This is a genomic window from Streptomyces sp. NPDC002888, from assembly GCF_042888465.1.
Taxonomy (GTDB): Bacteria; Actinomycetota; Actinomycetes; order Streptomycetales; family Streptomycetaceae; genus Streptomyces.
The window spans coordinates 37,049-50,193 of record NZ_JBIAPU010000050.1; the positions used below are offsets into that span (position 1 = coordinate 37,049).

Below are 13,145 nucleotides of genomic sequence, written 5' to 3' on the forward strand. Positions count from 1 at the left end.
GGCGCGGACGGCGTCGCGGCCCACCGTGACCCCGCTCAGCAGGCCGTTAGGGTGACGTCGTGGTGAATCCAGCGGGCAAGTTCGGGCCCTACGACCAGCCAGGTCCGGCACGACCGGCCGCGGTCGCCGGGATGCGGAGCGCCCACGTCCTGTCCGGCAGGGGCCAGACGGGCTCCGAACTCGTCCGATCACGGATCGCCCTGCAGGTGCGTCTGAAGTCCGTGTCGCCCGGCGACCGGCTGCCCGACGCCGGTGTCCTCGCCGAGGAGCTGGGGATCAGTGAGATCACCGTGCGCCGCGCGCTGGAGGGGATGTGCCAGGACGGGCTGCTCGACCGCCGACGCGGCCGGGCGGGCGGGACGTTCGTCGCGCCGGGCTGGGGCGAGGTCGTCGCCCTGATGCACGACGCCGACGAGGCGGCCTCACTGGACGCGTTCCACCTGCTGCTCGAGTGCGGTCTCGTGGCGCACGGTGCGGGCGAGCTCCCGGCCGGCCGACTCGAAGGGCTGCGGGGACTGGTCGACGAGATGGACGTGGCCGACGACCCGGCACGGCTGCTCGAACTGGAGACACGCTTCCATCTCGACCTCGCGGAGACGCTCGGCGGCCCCGGGGTGCGTGAGTTCGCGGGCGACCTGCTCGGCCGGCTGTGCCTGCTGCTGCCCACTCCGGACCCCGCGGTCGTACGGGCGCAGAACCGCTGCCACGCCGAACTGCTCACCGAGCTCGGCCGCGGCGCGATGGACCCGGCCGTGCGAGCGGTGAAGGCACACCAGCGTGCCCGGCCGTACGAGCGGTGAAGGCACACCAGCAGGGCCGCCCGAGCTGACGTCCGGTCGCGCCGATCCGAGTACCGACACCGCGCGCCCCTTGCCCCGCCACCCGCAGAAGGAGCTGCCGTCATGACCGACCCCGGAGCCGCCGGCCCGTCGTCGACGTCGGGCCCTGGCGGCGGCACGCCCCAGCGCCTGCGCGGCGGCGTCCTCGGCATGGCGGACATCGCCGCGGCCACGATGGCCAACGTCGGCCCGGCCATGAGCTTCTTCTTCGGCTTCGCCTTTCTCGCCACCACCGCGGGTGTCGCGTCCCCGCTGACCATCACCGCCGCGGGCATCGCGGTCGCGCTGCTCGGCAACACGCTCGCCGAGTTCTCCCGGGCCCACCCCTCGGCCGGCAGCTTCATCACCTTCGTCGGCAAGACGTTCGGGCCGGTCAGCGCGGTGACCACGGCCCTGCTCGCCGGACTGGGCTACATCATCGCCATGGCCTCCGTCATCGCGATCTCGGGCGGGTTCGTACAGATCACCCTGCACCACTACACCGGCGTCGACCTGCCGTGGATCATCTGGACGCTGCTGCTGACCGGACTGTCGGTGGTGCTGATGCTGCGCGGGGTGGTGATCTCCACCAAGTGGGCCGGCTACTTCTTCGGCGTGGAGATGCTCGTACTGGTCGTGGTCTCCGTCGCGACGCTCGTCGAACACCGCGGCAACCTCTCCGCCGCCCCGTTCCTGCCCGGCCACATCAGCCACGGCCTCAGCGGCCTGGCGGCGGGATTCCCCCTGGCGGTGTACCTGTTCATCGGCTGGGAGAACTCGGCCGCGCTGGCGGAGGAGACGGAGAACCCGCGGCGCAACGTCGGCCGTGCCGTGTTCTCCTCCGTCGCGATCATGACCGTGAGCTACATCCTCTTCTCCTACGCCACGGTGACCGGCTTCGACTACGACGTGGCCCGGCTCGGCGACTCCCCCATCCCGTTCATCGACGTCGCCCACCACACCCTCGGCGCGCTCGCGTTCGTCGCCTACATCGGGGGCCTGACCTCCACCCTCGGCGTACTGATCGCGGGCATCAACTCCCAGGCCCGCCTGGTGTTCAACGCGGGACGCGAGGGGCTGCTCCCGTCTTTCTTCGGGTACGTGCACCCCACCCGCCGTACGCCGACCAACGCGATCGTCACCTTCACCGCCACCGCGCTGCTGATCATCGGAGGGTGGGGGCTCGGGCATCTCCTCGGGTCCGACGGCGGCTCGATGAACCCCGTGGTCTTCTTCACGGAATCCTCCAGCCTGGGCTCCATCCTGATCCTGCTGGTCTACCTCGCGTCCAACATCGCCCTGCCGCTGTACTACCGCCGATACCGCCCCCAGGAATTCCGCACCGTCCGCCATCTCGTGCTGCCCGCGATCGGCGCCCTGGCGATCCTGGTCCCGCTCTACTACCTCGCCAAGCCCGGACAGCCCGCGCCGTACAGCTGGTTCCCCTACGCGGCGCTGGCCACCCTGCTCGCCGCCATCGCCTACGCGACCCTCCTGGTCCGCCGCGACCCGAGCCTGGCCGAGCGCGTCGGTTCCGTCGTCGCCGACGCGGAGTGAGCGTGCCGGGCCGCACCGGCCTCGGACGCCAGTGCCCCGGCGACGCCCCGCGCTCCGCCCCCGCTGCGGGGCCACACGAAGCAGGTCGACCAGCGGGATCAGGACCGGGCTCCCGAACCTCCCGTCGCCAGCAGGCCGTTGATCACCAGTGCCGCCAGAGACTCCGCGATGGCCGCCTGCTGCTGCGGGGTGACGGATTCGGGTCTGCCGAGGCGGCGGGCCAGGGGGATGTCCACCATTCCCCCGACCGGGGGGATGACGGCGAAGAACAGAACGTCCAGGGGGACGGGTGCCATGCGTCCGGCGGCGACGAGTCGCTCGATGCTGGAGACCATGGTCTGCAGGGTCGGGGCGATGTAGTGCTCGTAGAGGTACTCCAACCGCTCGGTGTCCCGGTTGAGTTCGTCGACGAAGAGCCGGGCGACCAGCGGGGCGTCCGCCGCGGTGCGGTAGAAGCTGGTGATGATCTGCCGTAGCTGCTCGGCGTCGTCGAGCGCGGGGTCCACCTGGGGCATGCGGGCCAGCTGTGCCCCGAGGGCGGAGTCGACCACCGCGCGCCAGAACGCCGCCTTGGAGCCGTAGCGGTCGTTGATGAAGTTGTGGCTGACGCCCAGGCGGCGGGCCAGCTCGCGCGCGGAGGCGTGGTCGTAGCCCAGCTCCGCGAAGGCTTCGAGCCCGCGCAGCAGGATGTTCGCCTCGTCGGGCACCGCGGGAGTGCCCGCGCCGGGACGTCCCGGTCGTCGAGCGGATTCGGTGTCTGCTCCCACCCTTGCCTCCCTCACTGATGGCCCCTGGGTCGCCTGGGGCTCGTCGACAGTTTACTTGACACCTGTCAGACGCAAGCTAATCTGACAGGTGTCAGAGTCGCCTCCCGGAGTTCCGGCGGCCTGAGCTCGACGCCCCGCCTCCCACTTCACCCGGAGCTTCGTCATGTCCAAAACATCCGCCGACACCCCTGTCGACGCGAACGTCACGTCCCTACCGACCGGCCAGGCGTCGCCCCGTCATCGCTGGTGGATCCTCGCCGTCATCGGGGTGGCCCAGCTCATGGTCGTGCTGGACGCGACCATCGTGAACATCGCGCTGCCCTCGGCCCAGAAGGACCTAGGTTTCTCCGACGGGGACCGGCAGTGGGTCGTCACCGCCTACGCGCTCGCCTTCGGCAGCCTGCTCCTGCTCGGTGGCCGCATCGCCGACCTCTTCGGCCGCAAGATCACCTTCCTCGTCGGCCTGGTCGGCTTCGCCGGCGCCTCCGCCGTCGGCGGCGCCGCCACCAGCTTCGAGATGCTCATCGTCGCGCGTGCCGGGCAGGGCCTGTTCGGCGCGCTGCTCGCACCGGCCGCCCTGTCCCTGCTCACCGTGACCTTCACCGACGCCAGGGAACGCGCGAAGGCCTTCGGCGTGTTCGGCGCCATCGCCGGCGCCGGCGGTGCCATCGGCCTGCTGCTCGGCGGTGTGCTCACCGAGTACCTCGACTGGCGCTGGACCCTGTACGTCAACCTCGCGTTCGCGGTCGTCGCCTTCGTCGGCGGTGTCGTCCTGCTCCAGCGCACCACCCGCGACAAGTCCGCCACCATCGACATCCCCGGCGCCGTCCTGGTCGGCGGCGGCCTGTTCTGCCTGGTCTACGGCTTCTCCAACGCCGAGAGCCACGACTGGAGCTCCGTGGCCACCTGGGGCTTCCTGCTCGCCGGCACCGTCCTGCTCGCCACGTTCACCTGGTGGCAGACCCGCTCCACGCACCCCCTGCTCCCCCTGCGGATCCTGCTCGACCGCAACCGCGGCGCCTCCTTCCTCTCCATCCTGATCACCGGCGCCGGCATGTTCGGGGTCTTCCTCTTCCTCACCTACTACCTGCAGCAGAGCCTCGGCTACACGCCCATCAAGACCGGCCTCGCCTTCCTGCCCATGGTCGCCGGACTGATGCTCGCCTCCACCCTCGCCTCCACCGTGCTGATCCCCCGCCTCGGCCCCAAGCCGGTGGTCCCCCTCGGCATGGGGCTCGCCGCGGCCGCCATGGTCTGGCTGACCAACCTCGACCTGACCAGCGGCTACGCCACGGACATCCTGCCGCCGCTCATCGTGGCGGGACTCGGCCTCGGCCTGGTGATGGCCCCGGGCATGAGCCTGGCCACCGCCGGCGTGCGCGCCGAGGACTCCGGTGTCGCCTCCGCCGCCGTCAACACCATGCAGCAGGTCGGCGGCTCCCTCGGCACGGCCCTGCTCAACACCCTCTCCACCAGCGCCGCCGCCGATTACCTCGTCGGCAAGAACCCCAAGGACCCCACCGTCCTCGCCCACGCCGGCCTCAAGGCCTACTCCACCGCCTACTGGTGGTCCGCCGCCTTCTTCGCCGCCGGCCTCGTCATCAGCGTCCTCCTCTACCGGCGCGGCGCACCGGTCACCGACCCCGACGCCGCACCCGTCGTCCACATGTGAGGCCCCGGCCCGGGAAATGCCGTGGCGGCCCGCCGGATGTCCGGCGGGCCGCCACGGCGTTCCCGCGCTGTGCGTCAGAGCCTCTCGAGGGTGCCGGTGAGGTGCCCCGTCCGGCGCTCCGCACGCAGCACGGCGCGGGCCGCCGCGAGGATCTCCTCGTCCGACTCCACCCCGGCTCCGGCCAGGACCCGCAGCAGCCGCGTCCGCCACACGTCGGGGTCCGTCTCGTACGCGTCCAGCACCCGTACGCCGTAGCCGCCCGCCCCACCACGGCCGCCGCCACCGGAGCCCCCGTCCCCGGCCAACCGCCGGCGGACCGCCTCCCTCAACCCGATGTAGAGGTCGTGGACGGTTCCGCGTGCCGTGTTCGTGAGTGCGGGTGCCGCACCCGTGGCCAGCGCGGTGGCCACCAACTCCCCTTCGGTCACCGGGACCCCCTTCAGTTGTGCGGGTTGTGCGATGTCGTGTCCGTCACCCTGTCCGGGGGTGCTGCAATGCTGATGAAATTCCGGTGACGTACGGGAGCGGAGGCTTCGCGGTGGACGGGGGAGATCCGCAGCGGCTTCGGATCGCTTTACTCGGGCCACTTCGGGCCTGGCGTGACGGAACACCGCTGGACGTGGGGCCGGTTCGGCGACAGGCCGTACTCGCCGCGCTGGTGCTGCGTGCGGACCGGCAGGTGAGCCATGAGCAGTTGCTGGACGACCTGTGGGACGGGCAGCCGCCGGGGTCGGGCCACAAGGTTCTGCCGAGCCACATCCTCCCGCTGCGCAGGGCACTCGACATCGCGAGCGTCGGGCCCGCGGAGTCGGTGATCCGCAGCGGCAAGGGCTGGTACCGCTTCGTCGGTGACGCGGCCCGGCTCGACGTGACCGAGCTGGACGAACGGGCCGCCGAGGCACGGCACGCGAAGGCGTCCGGTGACGTGACCACCGCGATGGACCGGTTCTCCGAGGCACTCGCCCTGTTCCGCGGTGAACCCCTGACCGGCCTGCCGGGACAGCGCGCCCACGCGGAACGTCAACGGCTGCTGGAGCGCAGGCTCTCGCTCCGGCTGGAGAGACTCGAGTGTCTGGTCCTGCTGGGCCGCTCCGCCGACACACTGGACGAACTCGCCGAGCTGTCCACGTCCGCTCCCCTCAACGAGTCGGTACTGGCACTGCGCATGCGCGCCCTGTACGGCGGCGGACGCCAGGCGGAAGCCCTGAACTCCTATCAGGACATGCGGGGGCGCCTGCGCGACGAGCTCGGCATCGATCCCGGCGAGGAACTCCGCCGGACGTACGACGCGGTACTGCGCCAGGACGACGAGCGCCTCCTCGGTCCGGCGCCGGCGGCCCACTCCCCCGCTCCTCCCAGCCGGCCCCCGGCCCGTCGCACCGTCAACGACCTGCCGGGCGACGCCGGTCGGCTGATCGGGCGGGAGTCCGAGCTGGCGCAGCTGATCGCGCCCGCCGCGCCCGGGTCCGTGTCGATCGTGACGGTGGACGGCGCGGCCGGTGTCGGCAAGACCGCGCTCGTCGTACGCGCGGCCCGTGAGCTCAGCGCCCAGCACCCGGACGGCTGCCTGTTCGTGGATCTGCGCGCGCACAGCACGCAGCGGCGGCAGTCGCCGGAGCGGGCGTTGCAGCGACTGCTGCGCTCACTCGGCGCGGCCCAGGGCGAGTTGCCGAGCGACCTGGAAGAACTCACCGCCGCCTGGCGTGCGGCGACCAGTGGGCTACGACTGCTCCTCGTCCTGGACGACGCCCTGGACGCCGACCAGATACGACCACTGCTGCCCGCGGGAGCCGGCAGCAGGGTGCTGGTGGCCGGGCGGCGACGGCTCGCCGAACTGGACGCCGACCGGCGGGTCACCCTGGAGACCCTGGACACCTCGGACGCGGTGTCCCTGCTCACGCACATCATCGGAAGGGAGCGCGCGAGCAGGGAGCCGGAGGCGACGCAGCGACTGGTCGGGCTGTGCGACGGGCTGCCGCTGGCCCTGCGCATCGCCGGGTCGCGGCTGCAGAACCGCCGTACCTGGACGGTGGAGTACCTGGTGGGCCGTATGGCGGGCGACGAGCACCGGCTCGGCGAACTGAGCGTCGGGGATCGCAGCGTGGAGACGGCCTTCCGTCTGTCGTACGACCAGCTCGCCCCCGAGCAGCAGCGCGGATTCCGCGCCCTGGGCCTGGCACCGACGGTCGAGTTCGACCTGCTGACACCGGCTACCATGCTCGACCGGCCGTTCCAGGACACCGAGCGGATCCTGGAGAGCCTGGTCGACACGAGTCTTCTGCAACAGCCGCGCCCGGGGCGTTACCGGCTGCACGACCTGGTCCGCGTCCACGCACGACGGGTCGCGGAGGCCGCACCCGCCGAAGCCGCCGCCGCCCGCACAGCGGCACTCCGTCTGTACCTGGACGCCGCCCGCATCGCCAGCGACTGGGGCCCCGACGGTTTCCCCACCGGCCCGCGCCCCGTCGGCCCCCGCCCCGTCGGCCCCCGCCCCGTCGGCCCCCGCCCCGTCGGCCCACCGTTCACGCACTGGCAGGACGCGGAGATCTGGCTGGACGCGGCCGGTGGAGAGCTCGTCGACGTGGTGGGGCACGCCGCGGCCCTCGGCGAAGCCGACTACGCCTGCTGGATCGCCGAGGCGCTGTGCGACTACTTCGTACGGCAGGGCCGCTACCACGAGTGCCAGACGGCTCTGGAGATCGCACTCGCGCACGTGGACGAGGCCACCGACGAGCGGATGCCCGCCGCGCTGCGGAACTGCCTGGGCTACACCGCCGTATACCAACGCCGCTACACGCACGCGCGCACCTGCCTCACCGAGGCACTGGACCTCGTCCGGCGCCTCCCCGACCCGCACGAAGAGGCCCGGGCTCTCGCCGCGCTGGGCGCTCTCGACCTGAGTGTGGGCGACGGCGACCGGGCGCTCGTCCATGTCGCCGCCGCGGTGGACCTGTCCCGGCGGCTGCGCAACGACTGGGTCGCCTCGATGGCATGGGTCATTCTCGGCCTCACCCACCAGTACGGACGACGGAGCGAGGAGGCGCTGGTCTGCTTCGCCGAGGCCCGCACCCACGCCGAGGCGAGCGGCAGACCGCGCATGCTCGGCAGGGTCCTGAGCTGCGCCGCCGACGTCCACCTCGGCCTCGGCCACTACCGTGAGGCCAAGCATCTGCTCCGCCAGGCGGTCGACCTGGTCGAGCAGGTCGGGGACATCTTCCTGTGCGTGCGCAGCCTGACCCGGCTGGGGACGGCCGAACAGGGCGAGGGAAGCCCGTACGCGGCCGTCGTCCTGCATCGCCAGGCGCTCCTGCGGCACCAACTGCTGTCCCCGCTCACCGAGCCCAGCTACGACTGGCTGGAGATGGACATCCGTTCCCGCCTGGGCCGCGCCTATCTGGCGACAGGCCGCGTCCGTGAAGCGCGCGAGCAGTTCCAGGCCGTGCTCGACGTGCCCGGCGCCGGTGCGCACCGCACGGACCGCGCACGTGGCAGCCGGGGCCCTCGCCCGTGACGAGGCCCTGGTGCGCTCGGCGCCGGTCCCGGACGGGCCGCGCTCCCGGCGGTCAGGACCGGACCAGGGGCCGCCACGACTGCTCGGTCCCCTTGTCCCGGACGGTGTGGCCGAGTTCCTCGACGGCCCGGGTCAACTCGCGTACGTCGTGACCCGACTTGTGCTTCAGCGCCTCTCTCCGGGCGGCGAGCACGGCGTCGACCTCGGGGCGCAGGGCGCCCGAGCCGGGGCTCCACTTCCGGAACAGAGCGGCGTACGGGTCGCTGTCCTGCCAGGGATAGCCGTGCGCGCGGAAGGCGGCGGCCAGTTTCTGCGCGGGCGCCGCATGGGTGCCGCGGACGAGTTGGCGGGAGTCGTGGTCCAGGACGACGAGGGTCGTGCCGTCCATGAAGACGGCCGCGACGTCGGCGCGGTCGTAGCCCTCCTTGCCCCAGTGGTCGTGGGAGGCCTCGACCCGGGAGTCGGTGAGCGTGACCGTCAAGGACTCCGAGAGGGAGACGAAGGCGAACACGAGCCCGACGACGCCACCGCCGGCCATGAATGCGACGACCTGCCAGGTCTCCTCCACGGCGGCGACGAACTCGACCACCGTCCGCAGAGGCAGCTTGGACAAGCCGGTGATCTGTCTCGCCAGAACCGGCAGGAGTAATCCGATGACGACGCCGACCAGGGGCATACCCACAAGAATCAGGATCCTGTCGGAACGTGGATAGCCGAGCACGGTCGTGGTGGACGTCTCGTTGACGGATGTGCCGAACTCGTGGTCGGGCTGCCTGCTCTCCATATTTCGCATGCTAGGTGCGCCCGAGGAGGGTGGGACAGTGGCCGAAGGCCGATGAACGGGCCGACCTTCGTCACCACCACTGCCGGGTCCGGCTCTGAGAAGCTGGGCGCATGGCCCATGAGGTGAGGTTCGAGCCCGGCCTGTACCGGGGCACCGCCGACTACTACGACCGCTTCCGGCTCCCCTACCCCGACGCGATGATCGCCGACCTCGTACACCGGGCCGCCCCGTCGGGACAGGGCCGTCTGCTCGATCTGGCCTGCGGCACCGGCCAGTTGTCCTTCCCGCTGCGCGACCGGTTCGCGCAGGTGTGGTCCGTGGACGCCGAAGCCGACATGACCGAGCTGGTCCGGGCCAAGGCGGTCGCCGCCGACGCACCCCACATCCGGGCGGTCACCGCCGACGCCGAGGAACTGCACGCCGACCCGGCCCAGTTCGAACTGATCGTCATCGGCAACGCCTTCCACCGCCTCGACCGCGCCCGGGTCGCCCAGCACGCCTGCACCTGGCTCAGGCCCGGCGGCCACCTCGCCCTGTGCTGGTCGAATTCCCCCTGGGTCGGCGACCAGGACTGGCAACGCGCGCTCGCCGCCCTCCTGCACACCTGGCAGCACACCCTCGGCGCCGCGACCCGCGTCCCGTCCGACTGGAACCGCTCACGACAACGGACCCCCGACCACCAGGTCCTCTCCCAGGCCGGCTTCGAGCCGCTCGGGCGCCACGAGTTCTCCGTCGAACACCGCTGGACGATCCCCGACATCGCCGGCCACATCCGCTCCACGTCCTTCCTGCCGCCCTCGGTCCTGTCCGACCACGCCCCCGCCTTCGACACCGCCCTCACCACCGAACTGACCCGCCACACCCCTCTCACCGAAGCGGTCAGCTTCGCCTACGACCTGTTCCGCAAGCCGACGTCGAAGGTTTCCCATGAGTGACGACGTTCTGTCGGTCATCCCCACTGACGCCGACCCCGGGTCGGTCTACCTGTACGGGGCGGCTCCGAAGCGCCCCTCACCCGCGTCGGCGAGGACGAGGCCGACCAGCACCATGACGAAGGCGACAGAGCAGATCACCTTCTGCCGGCCGGTCCAGATGTCCCAACCTCGTTGGCCCTTGCTGCCGATCGCCACACCGACCACACCGACCAGGAAGACGACGAATCCGGTAATCACCACGAGCCGAGTGCACAGCCGTCCTCTCCCCACGTCAACCACGTGCGGACAAAGCACGCCCGCGGCCCGACGGACGACCACTCAGTCAGCCGCGGCACCAAGCCGCCGCCGGTAACGGACACCCGGGCGCCCGACGAGGACGATGTCCTCCACAAAGGTGAACTGATTGCGCTCGAGTACGGCCCTGGACGCCAGGTTGTCGAGCGTGGTGACCGCGGTGAGCCCAAAGAGCCCGTACTCCTCGGCCGCCAGCCGGCACACCTCCCCGACCGCAGCCGTGGCCACACCCCTGCCCGCCGCCCGCTCACCGATCCGGTACCCGAGCTCAGCGACCCCGTCCTCGACGTCCACGAGGTTCACCCGGCCGATCAGTTCTCCCTGCCCGTCCACGACGACATGAAAGTGACACAGCCCCGCGTCCTGCTCCGCAAGAAGCGCCCGGTGCCGACTCCCGAACTTCGCGAAGTACGCATCCCCACGATCCGGCACAGTCCGAACGAAGTAAGCCCGATTCTCCCTCTCAAAACCAAGCAAAGCCTCCGCATGCTCCGCCCTGAGCCGCTCCAACCTCACCTCTGCCATACGCCAGCCCCCTCCCCGCGCGTGATCTGCCTGCCGAGGATAGACACGACAGCCACCATGGCAACGTTTCTGCAGGTCAGCACCCCTTTACTTGATCACCTATGGTGGTGAATCAACGCCGAAGGCTGCAACGGAGTGACGCCATCCGCGGTTGTTCCCGGTACTCATCGGGAGACCATCAGGAGGGGACCATCTTGGTCACGCCGTACGTCAAGCGCCTCATCACCGCCCTCGCTGCCGCAGGGAGCCTCATCTTCGCCAGCCCAACGAGTGCACACGCCGGCGCGATCGGATCAACTCCTGTGCGCTCTTTCGAGTACAGCGTGGGTGGCGTGACGATGAAGGTTCCGACCGGATGCATGTTCTCCCACATCATCCGTGGGAGCGGCAGGAAGATCACGTACCAGAACGCCGGCGTCGACTGCGCCTTCGTCGGCGCGCTCAGCAGCGGCTTCTGCAACTGGCGTATCGATTTCACCTATGCCGACACGAACAACACGACCTACCGCACATCCCGAGGCAGGACGCACAGCGAGTGCAAGATCGACCCGATGCGGAACAACTCTCCCCGGACCTTGCCTCGTTATGGGAAGGCGTGTGCGCATCTCCATGTCAACGGGGTGCGGCGGGTGAGTCAATGCCATCACGTCACGAAGTGAGCCGGTCATGATCGAGCAGCAGGGACGGCAGTCCGACCACGCATTCGAGGCGCGGCGACGCCGGGTCGGGGCCGGCGGGTTCCTCGTGGGGCTCATTGCGGCGCTCGGCTTCTTCGCCTTCTTTCCCGGGATGCCGCACGTCATCGACTGGGGCGCGATCGTGGTGGCCTTGGTGGTCGGTGTGGTGGTGCGGTGGGGAGCTCGGGCGTGGACGGAGAGGACGAGAAGGAAGTAACGGCCTGACCGGGCTGCTCCGACACACCGCGGATCGGCCGGTCCAGGCGGTCGTGGTCGGTGGTGGCCCCTACAGTCGCTCCCATGAACGGGCGTCTGGTGGCCGACATCCTTGCTGTGGGCGCGGGGTATTCGCTTGCGCTGTCCGGGAGATGTGGGGTGTGGGCTCATGGGTTGGTGAGGCGGGTCGGGGAAGGGGTCGAGGTCGCCACCGACAGTGCGGTGGGGATGGGGGATGTCGTCGAGGCGGTTCGGGGTGGGCTGAGCGGGCTGGGATGGGTTGTGCGGGTGGTCGGTGTGGAGCCGTTGGCCGGGCGGCTGGTCGTCAGTGAGCCGACGACGGGGGAGGCCTGGGAAGTGGACGTGCTCAAGGAGGTGCTCTGGCGGGCACCTGTTCAGACGGAGAACGGGCTCGCCGTCGCTCTGGAGGACCTCGTCGGGATCAGGGTGCGGGATCTCGTCGACGGAGGGCTCGCGCGGGAGCTCGTCGATGTGCGGGCCGGGGCGGAGTACTGGACGCGTCCCGAGCTCGAGGAGCTGGGGCGCCGCCACGCACGTGACGTCTTCGAGCTCGCCGACCTGCAGAGCCGTCTCGCGGCCGTCGAGTGGATCGACGACCGCGAGTTCGCCGCCCTCGGGCTCGAGGAGCCGGACATCGTCGCACTCCGGCGGTGGGCGCAGGAGTGGGCGGACGACATCGCGGAGCGGCTGGTGGAGGGGGAGGCGCCCCCGCAGGACGAGTGACCGCACAGCACCGCGCGTTGCCACCTGCCCCCTCGCCGCTCCCCCGCTCGGTACCCTGGCCGGATGGTCGAAGCCGCAGGTGAGCAGCAGATGAGCCTCGTGACCGCGCTGGTGCGCTCGGCGTTCCTCGTGAACGCCGTGTACGCCGACTCGAGCCGCGCCTACGGGCTCACCCCGCAGCAGGGCAAGCTCCTGTGCGTACTGATGCCGCAGCCCCTTGGCATGACCGAACTCGGCGAACTCCTCGGCCTTGCGAAGTCGAGCCTGACCGGTCTGGTGGACCGGATGATGCAGCGCGGGCTCGTGCGACGGGAGCCCGATCCCCGGGACGGGCGGGCCGTGCGCGTCGGGCTGACGGACGAGGGGGCCGTACTGGCCAGGGAGTTCTACGACGAGACCTGCCGCCGCGTCGAGGACCTCCCCGCCGGCCTCAGCGGCCCCGAGCGCGAGCAGCTCGCCGCCCTCCTCGCCCGCGTCGTCCTCGACAACAAGGTGCCCGAGGTGTTCCTCGGCCCCGAGAACGGCTTCTAAGGGGTCCTTGCACTATGAACGCCCGATCAGGTCGCGTGGTCTGGTGCCGTGCATCGCAAGGCGCCGGAGAGCCCTCGATGGGGGTCCCCCCGCTCGAGCGAAGCCGAGAGTGGG

The 13,145-nt window shown here is 70.8% G+C and carries 14 protein-coding genes; 9 read left to right on the forward strand and 5 right to left on the reverse strand.

Features of this window, described 5'->3' with window-relative positions; all coding sequences use genetic code 11:
- Positions 1-59: 59 nt before the first annotated feature.
- Together ACFYWX_RS46175 and ACFYWX_RS46180 are read left to right on the forward strand one after the other, a co-directional pair.
- Positions 60-800 carry a FadR/GntR family transcriptional regulator gene (locus ACFYWX_RS46175; RefSeq protein WP_389431530.1) on the forward strand — a complete coding sequence of 247 codons (741 nt, stop codon included), beginning with the start codon at positions 60-62 and terminating at the stop codon, positions 798-800.
- A gap of 102 nt (positions 801-902) precedes the next feature.
- Positions 903-2,375: an APC family permease gene (locus tag ACFYWX_RS46180; RefSeq protein WP_389431531.1), complete on the forward strand. Its 1,473-nt coding sequence runs from the start codon at positions 903-905 to the stop codon at positions 2,373-2,375.
- Between the two features lie 98 nt (positions 2,376-2,473).
- Here the strand turns inward: ACFYWX_RS46180 and ACFYWX_RS46185 are convergent, their stop codons facing one another.
- Positions 2,474-3,142 carry a TetR/AcrR family transcriptional regulator gene (locus ACFYWX_RS46185; protein ID WP_389431532.1) on the reverse strand — a complete coding sequence of 223 codons (669 nt, stop codon included), beginning with the start codon at positions 3,140-3,142 and terminating at the stop codon, positions 2,474-2,476.
- 163 nt (positions 3,143-3,305) lie between these two features.
- Here ACFYWX_RS46185 and ACFYWX_RS46190 point away from each other — a divergent pair, with 163 nt between their 5' ends.
- Positions 3,306-4,814, forward strand: a complete 1,509-nt coding sequence (locus ACFYWX_RS46190; RefSeq protein ID WP_389431533.1) for an MFS transporter — start codon at positions 3,306-3,308, stop codon at positions 4,812-4,814.
- Positions 4,815-4,888: 74 nt separating this feature from the next.
- On the opposite strand, the gene ACFYWX_RS46195 is transcribed toward ACFYWX_RS46190, so the two are convergent.
- Complete coding sequence (locus ACFYWX_RS46195; protein ID WP_389431534.1) at positions 4,889-5,242, reverse strand: hypothetical protein; 354 nt, start codon at positions 5,240-5,242, stop codon at positions 4,889-4,891.
- A gap of 191 nt (positions 5,243-5,433) precedes the next feature.
- Here ACFYWX_RS46195 and ACFYWX_RS46200 point away from each other — a divergent pair, with 191 nt between their 5' ends.
- Entirely contained in the window at positions 5,434-8,325 is a 2,892-nt protein-coding gene (locus ACFYWX_RS46200; RefSeq protein ID WP_389431535.1) for a BTAD domain-containing putative transcriptional regulator, read from the forward strand.
- 52 nt (positions 8,326-8,377) lie between these two features.
- Here the strand turns inward: ACFYWX_RS46200 and ACFYWX_RS46205 are convergent, their stop codons facing one another.
- A complete protein-coding gene (locus tag ACFYWX_RS46205) occupies positions 8,378-9,109 on the reverse strand; it encodes a hypothetical protein (RefSeq protein ID WP_389431536.1) in 732 nt (243 codons plus the stop codon).
- A gap of 110 nt (positions 9,110-9,219) precedes the next feature.
- On the opposite strand from ACFYWX_RS46205, the gene ACFYWX_RS46210 reads away from it, so the two are divergent.
- Positions 9,220-10,044: a class I SAM-dependent methyltransferase gene (locus tag ACFYWX_RS46210; RefSeq protein ID WP_389431537.1), complete on the forward strand. Its 825-nt coding sequence runs from the start codon at positions 9,220-9,222 to the stop codon at positions 10,042-10,044.
- A 45-nt stretch (positions 10,045-10,089) separates the two neighbouring features.
- Here the strand turns inward: ACFYWX_RS46210 and ACFYWX_RS46215 are convergent, their stop codons facing one another.
- Together ACFYWX_RS46215 and ACFYWX_RS46220 are read right to left on the reverse strand one after the other, a co-directional pair.
- A complete protein-coding gene (locus ACFYWX_RS46215) occupies positions 10,090-10,284 on the reverse strand; it encodes a hypothetical protein (RefSeq protein WP_389431538.1) in 195 nt (64 codons plus the stop codon).
- Between the two features lie 78 nt (positions 10,285-10,362).
- On the reverse strand, positions 10,363-10,863 hold the full coding sequence (locus ACFYWX_RS46220; protein ID WP_389431539.1) for a GNAT family N-acetyltransferase: 501 nt from the start codon (positions 10,861-10,863) through the stop codon (positions 10,363-10,365).
- 194 nt (positions 10,864-11,057) lie between these two features.
- On the opposite strand from ACFYWX_RS46220, the gene ACFYWX_RS46225 reads away from it, so the two are divergent.
- From ACFYWX_RS46225 to ACFYWX_RS46240, 4 genes are all read left to right on the forward strand, one after another.
- A complete protein-coding gene (locus tag ACFYWX_RS46225) occupies positions 11,058-11,522 on the forward strand; it encodes a hypothetical protein (RefSeq protein ID WP_389431540.1) in 465 nt (154 codons plus the stop codon).
- 7 nt (positions 11,523-11,529) lie between these two features.
- Positions 11,530-11,757 carry a hypothetical protein gene (locus tag ACFYWX_RS46230; RefSeq protein WP_389431541.1) on the forward strand — a complete coding sequence of 76 codons (228 nt, stop codon included), beginning with the start codon at positions 11,530-11,532 and terminating at the stop codon, positions 11,755-11,757.
- 83 nt (positions 11,758-11,840) lie between these two features.
- Positions 11,841-12,500: a hypothetical protein gene (locus tag ACFYWX_RS46235; RefSeq protein ID WP_389431542.1), complete on the forward strand. Its 660-nt coding sequence runs from the start codon at positions 11,841-11,843 to the stop codon at positions 12,498-12,500.
- 90 nt (positions 12,501-12,590) lie between these two features.
- Positions 12,591-13,031: a MarR family winged helix-turn-helix transcriptional regulator gene (locus tag ACFYWX_RS46240; RefSeq protein ID WP_389431544.1), complete on the forward strand. Its 441-nt coding sequence runs from the start codon at positions 12,591-12,593 to the stop codon at positions 13,029-13,031.
- Positions 13,032-13,145 lie beyond the last annotated feature (114 nt).

Coding starts and splice junctions, on each gene's coding strand:
- ACFYWX_RS46180 (WP_389431531.1), top strand. CDS start 903: ATGACCGACCCCGGAGCCGCCGGCCCGTCGTCGACGTCGGGCCCTGGC.
- ACFYWX_RS46190 (WP_389431533.1), top strand. CDS start 3,306: ATGTCCAAAACATCCGCCGACACCCCTGTCGACGCGAACGTCACGTCC.
- ACFYWX_RS46240 (WP_389431544.1), top strand. CDS start 12,591: ATGAGCCTCGTGACCGCGCTGGTGCGCTCGGCGTTCCTCGTGAACGCC.
- ACFYWX_RS46205 (WP_389431536.1), bottom strand. CDS start 9,109: ATGGAGAGCAGGCAGCCCGACCACGAGTTCGGCACATCCGTCAACGAG.
- ACFYWX_RS46210 (WP_389431537.1), top strand. CDS start 9,220: ATGGCCCATGAGGTGAGGTTCGAGCCCGGCCTGTACCGGGGCACCGCC.
- ACFYWX_RS46220 (WP_389431539.1), bottom strand. CDS start 10,863: ATGGCAGAGGTGAGGTTGGAGCGGCTCAGGGCGGAGCATGCGGAGGCT.
- ACFYWX_RS46235 (WP_389431542.1), top strand. CDS start 11,841: ATGAACGGGCGTCTGGTGGCCGACATCCTTGCTGTGGGCGCGGGGTAT.
- ACFYWX_RS46230 (WP_389431541.1), top strand. CDS start 11,530: ATGATCGAGCAGCAGGGACGGCAGTCCGACCACGCATTCGAGGCGCGG.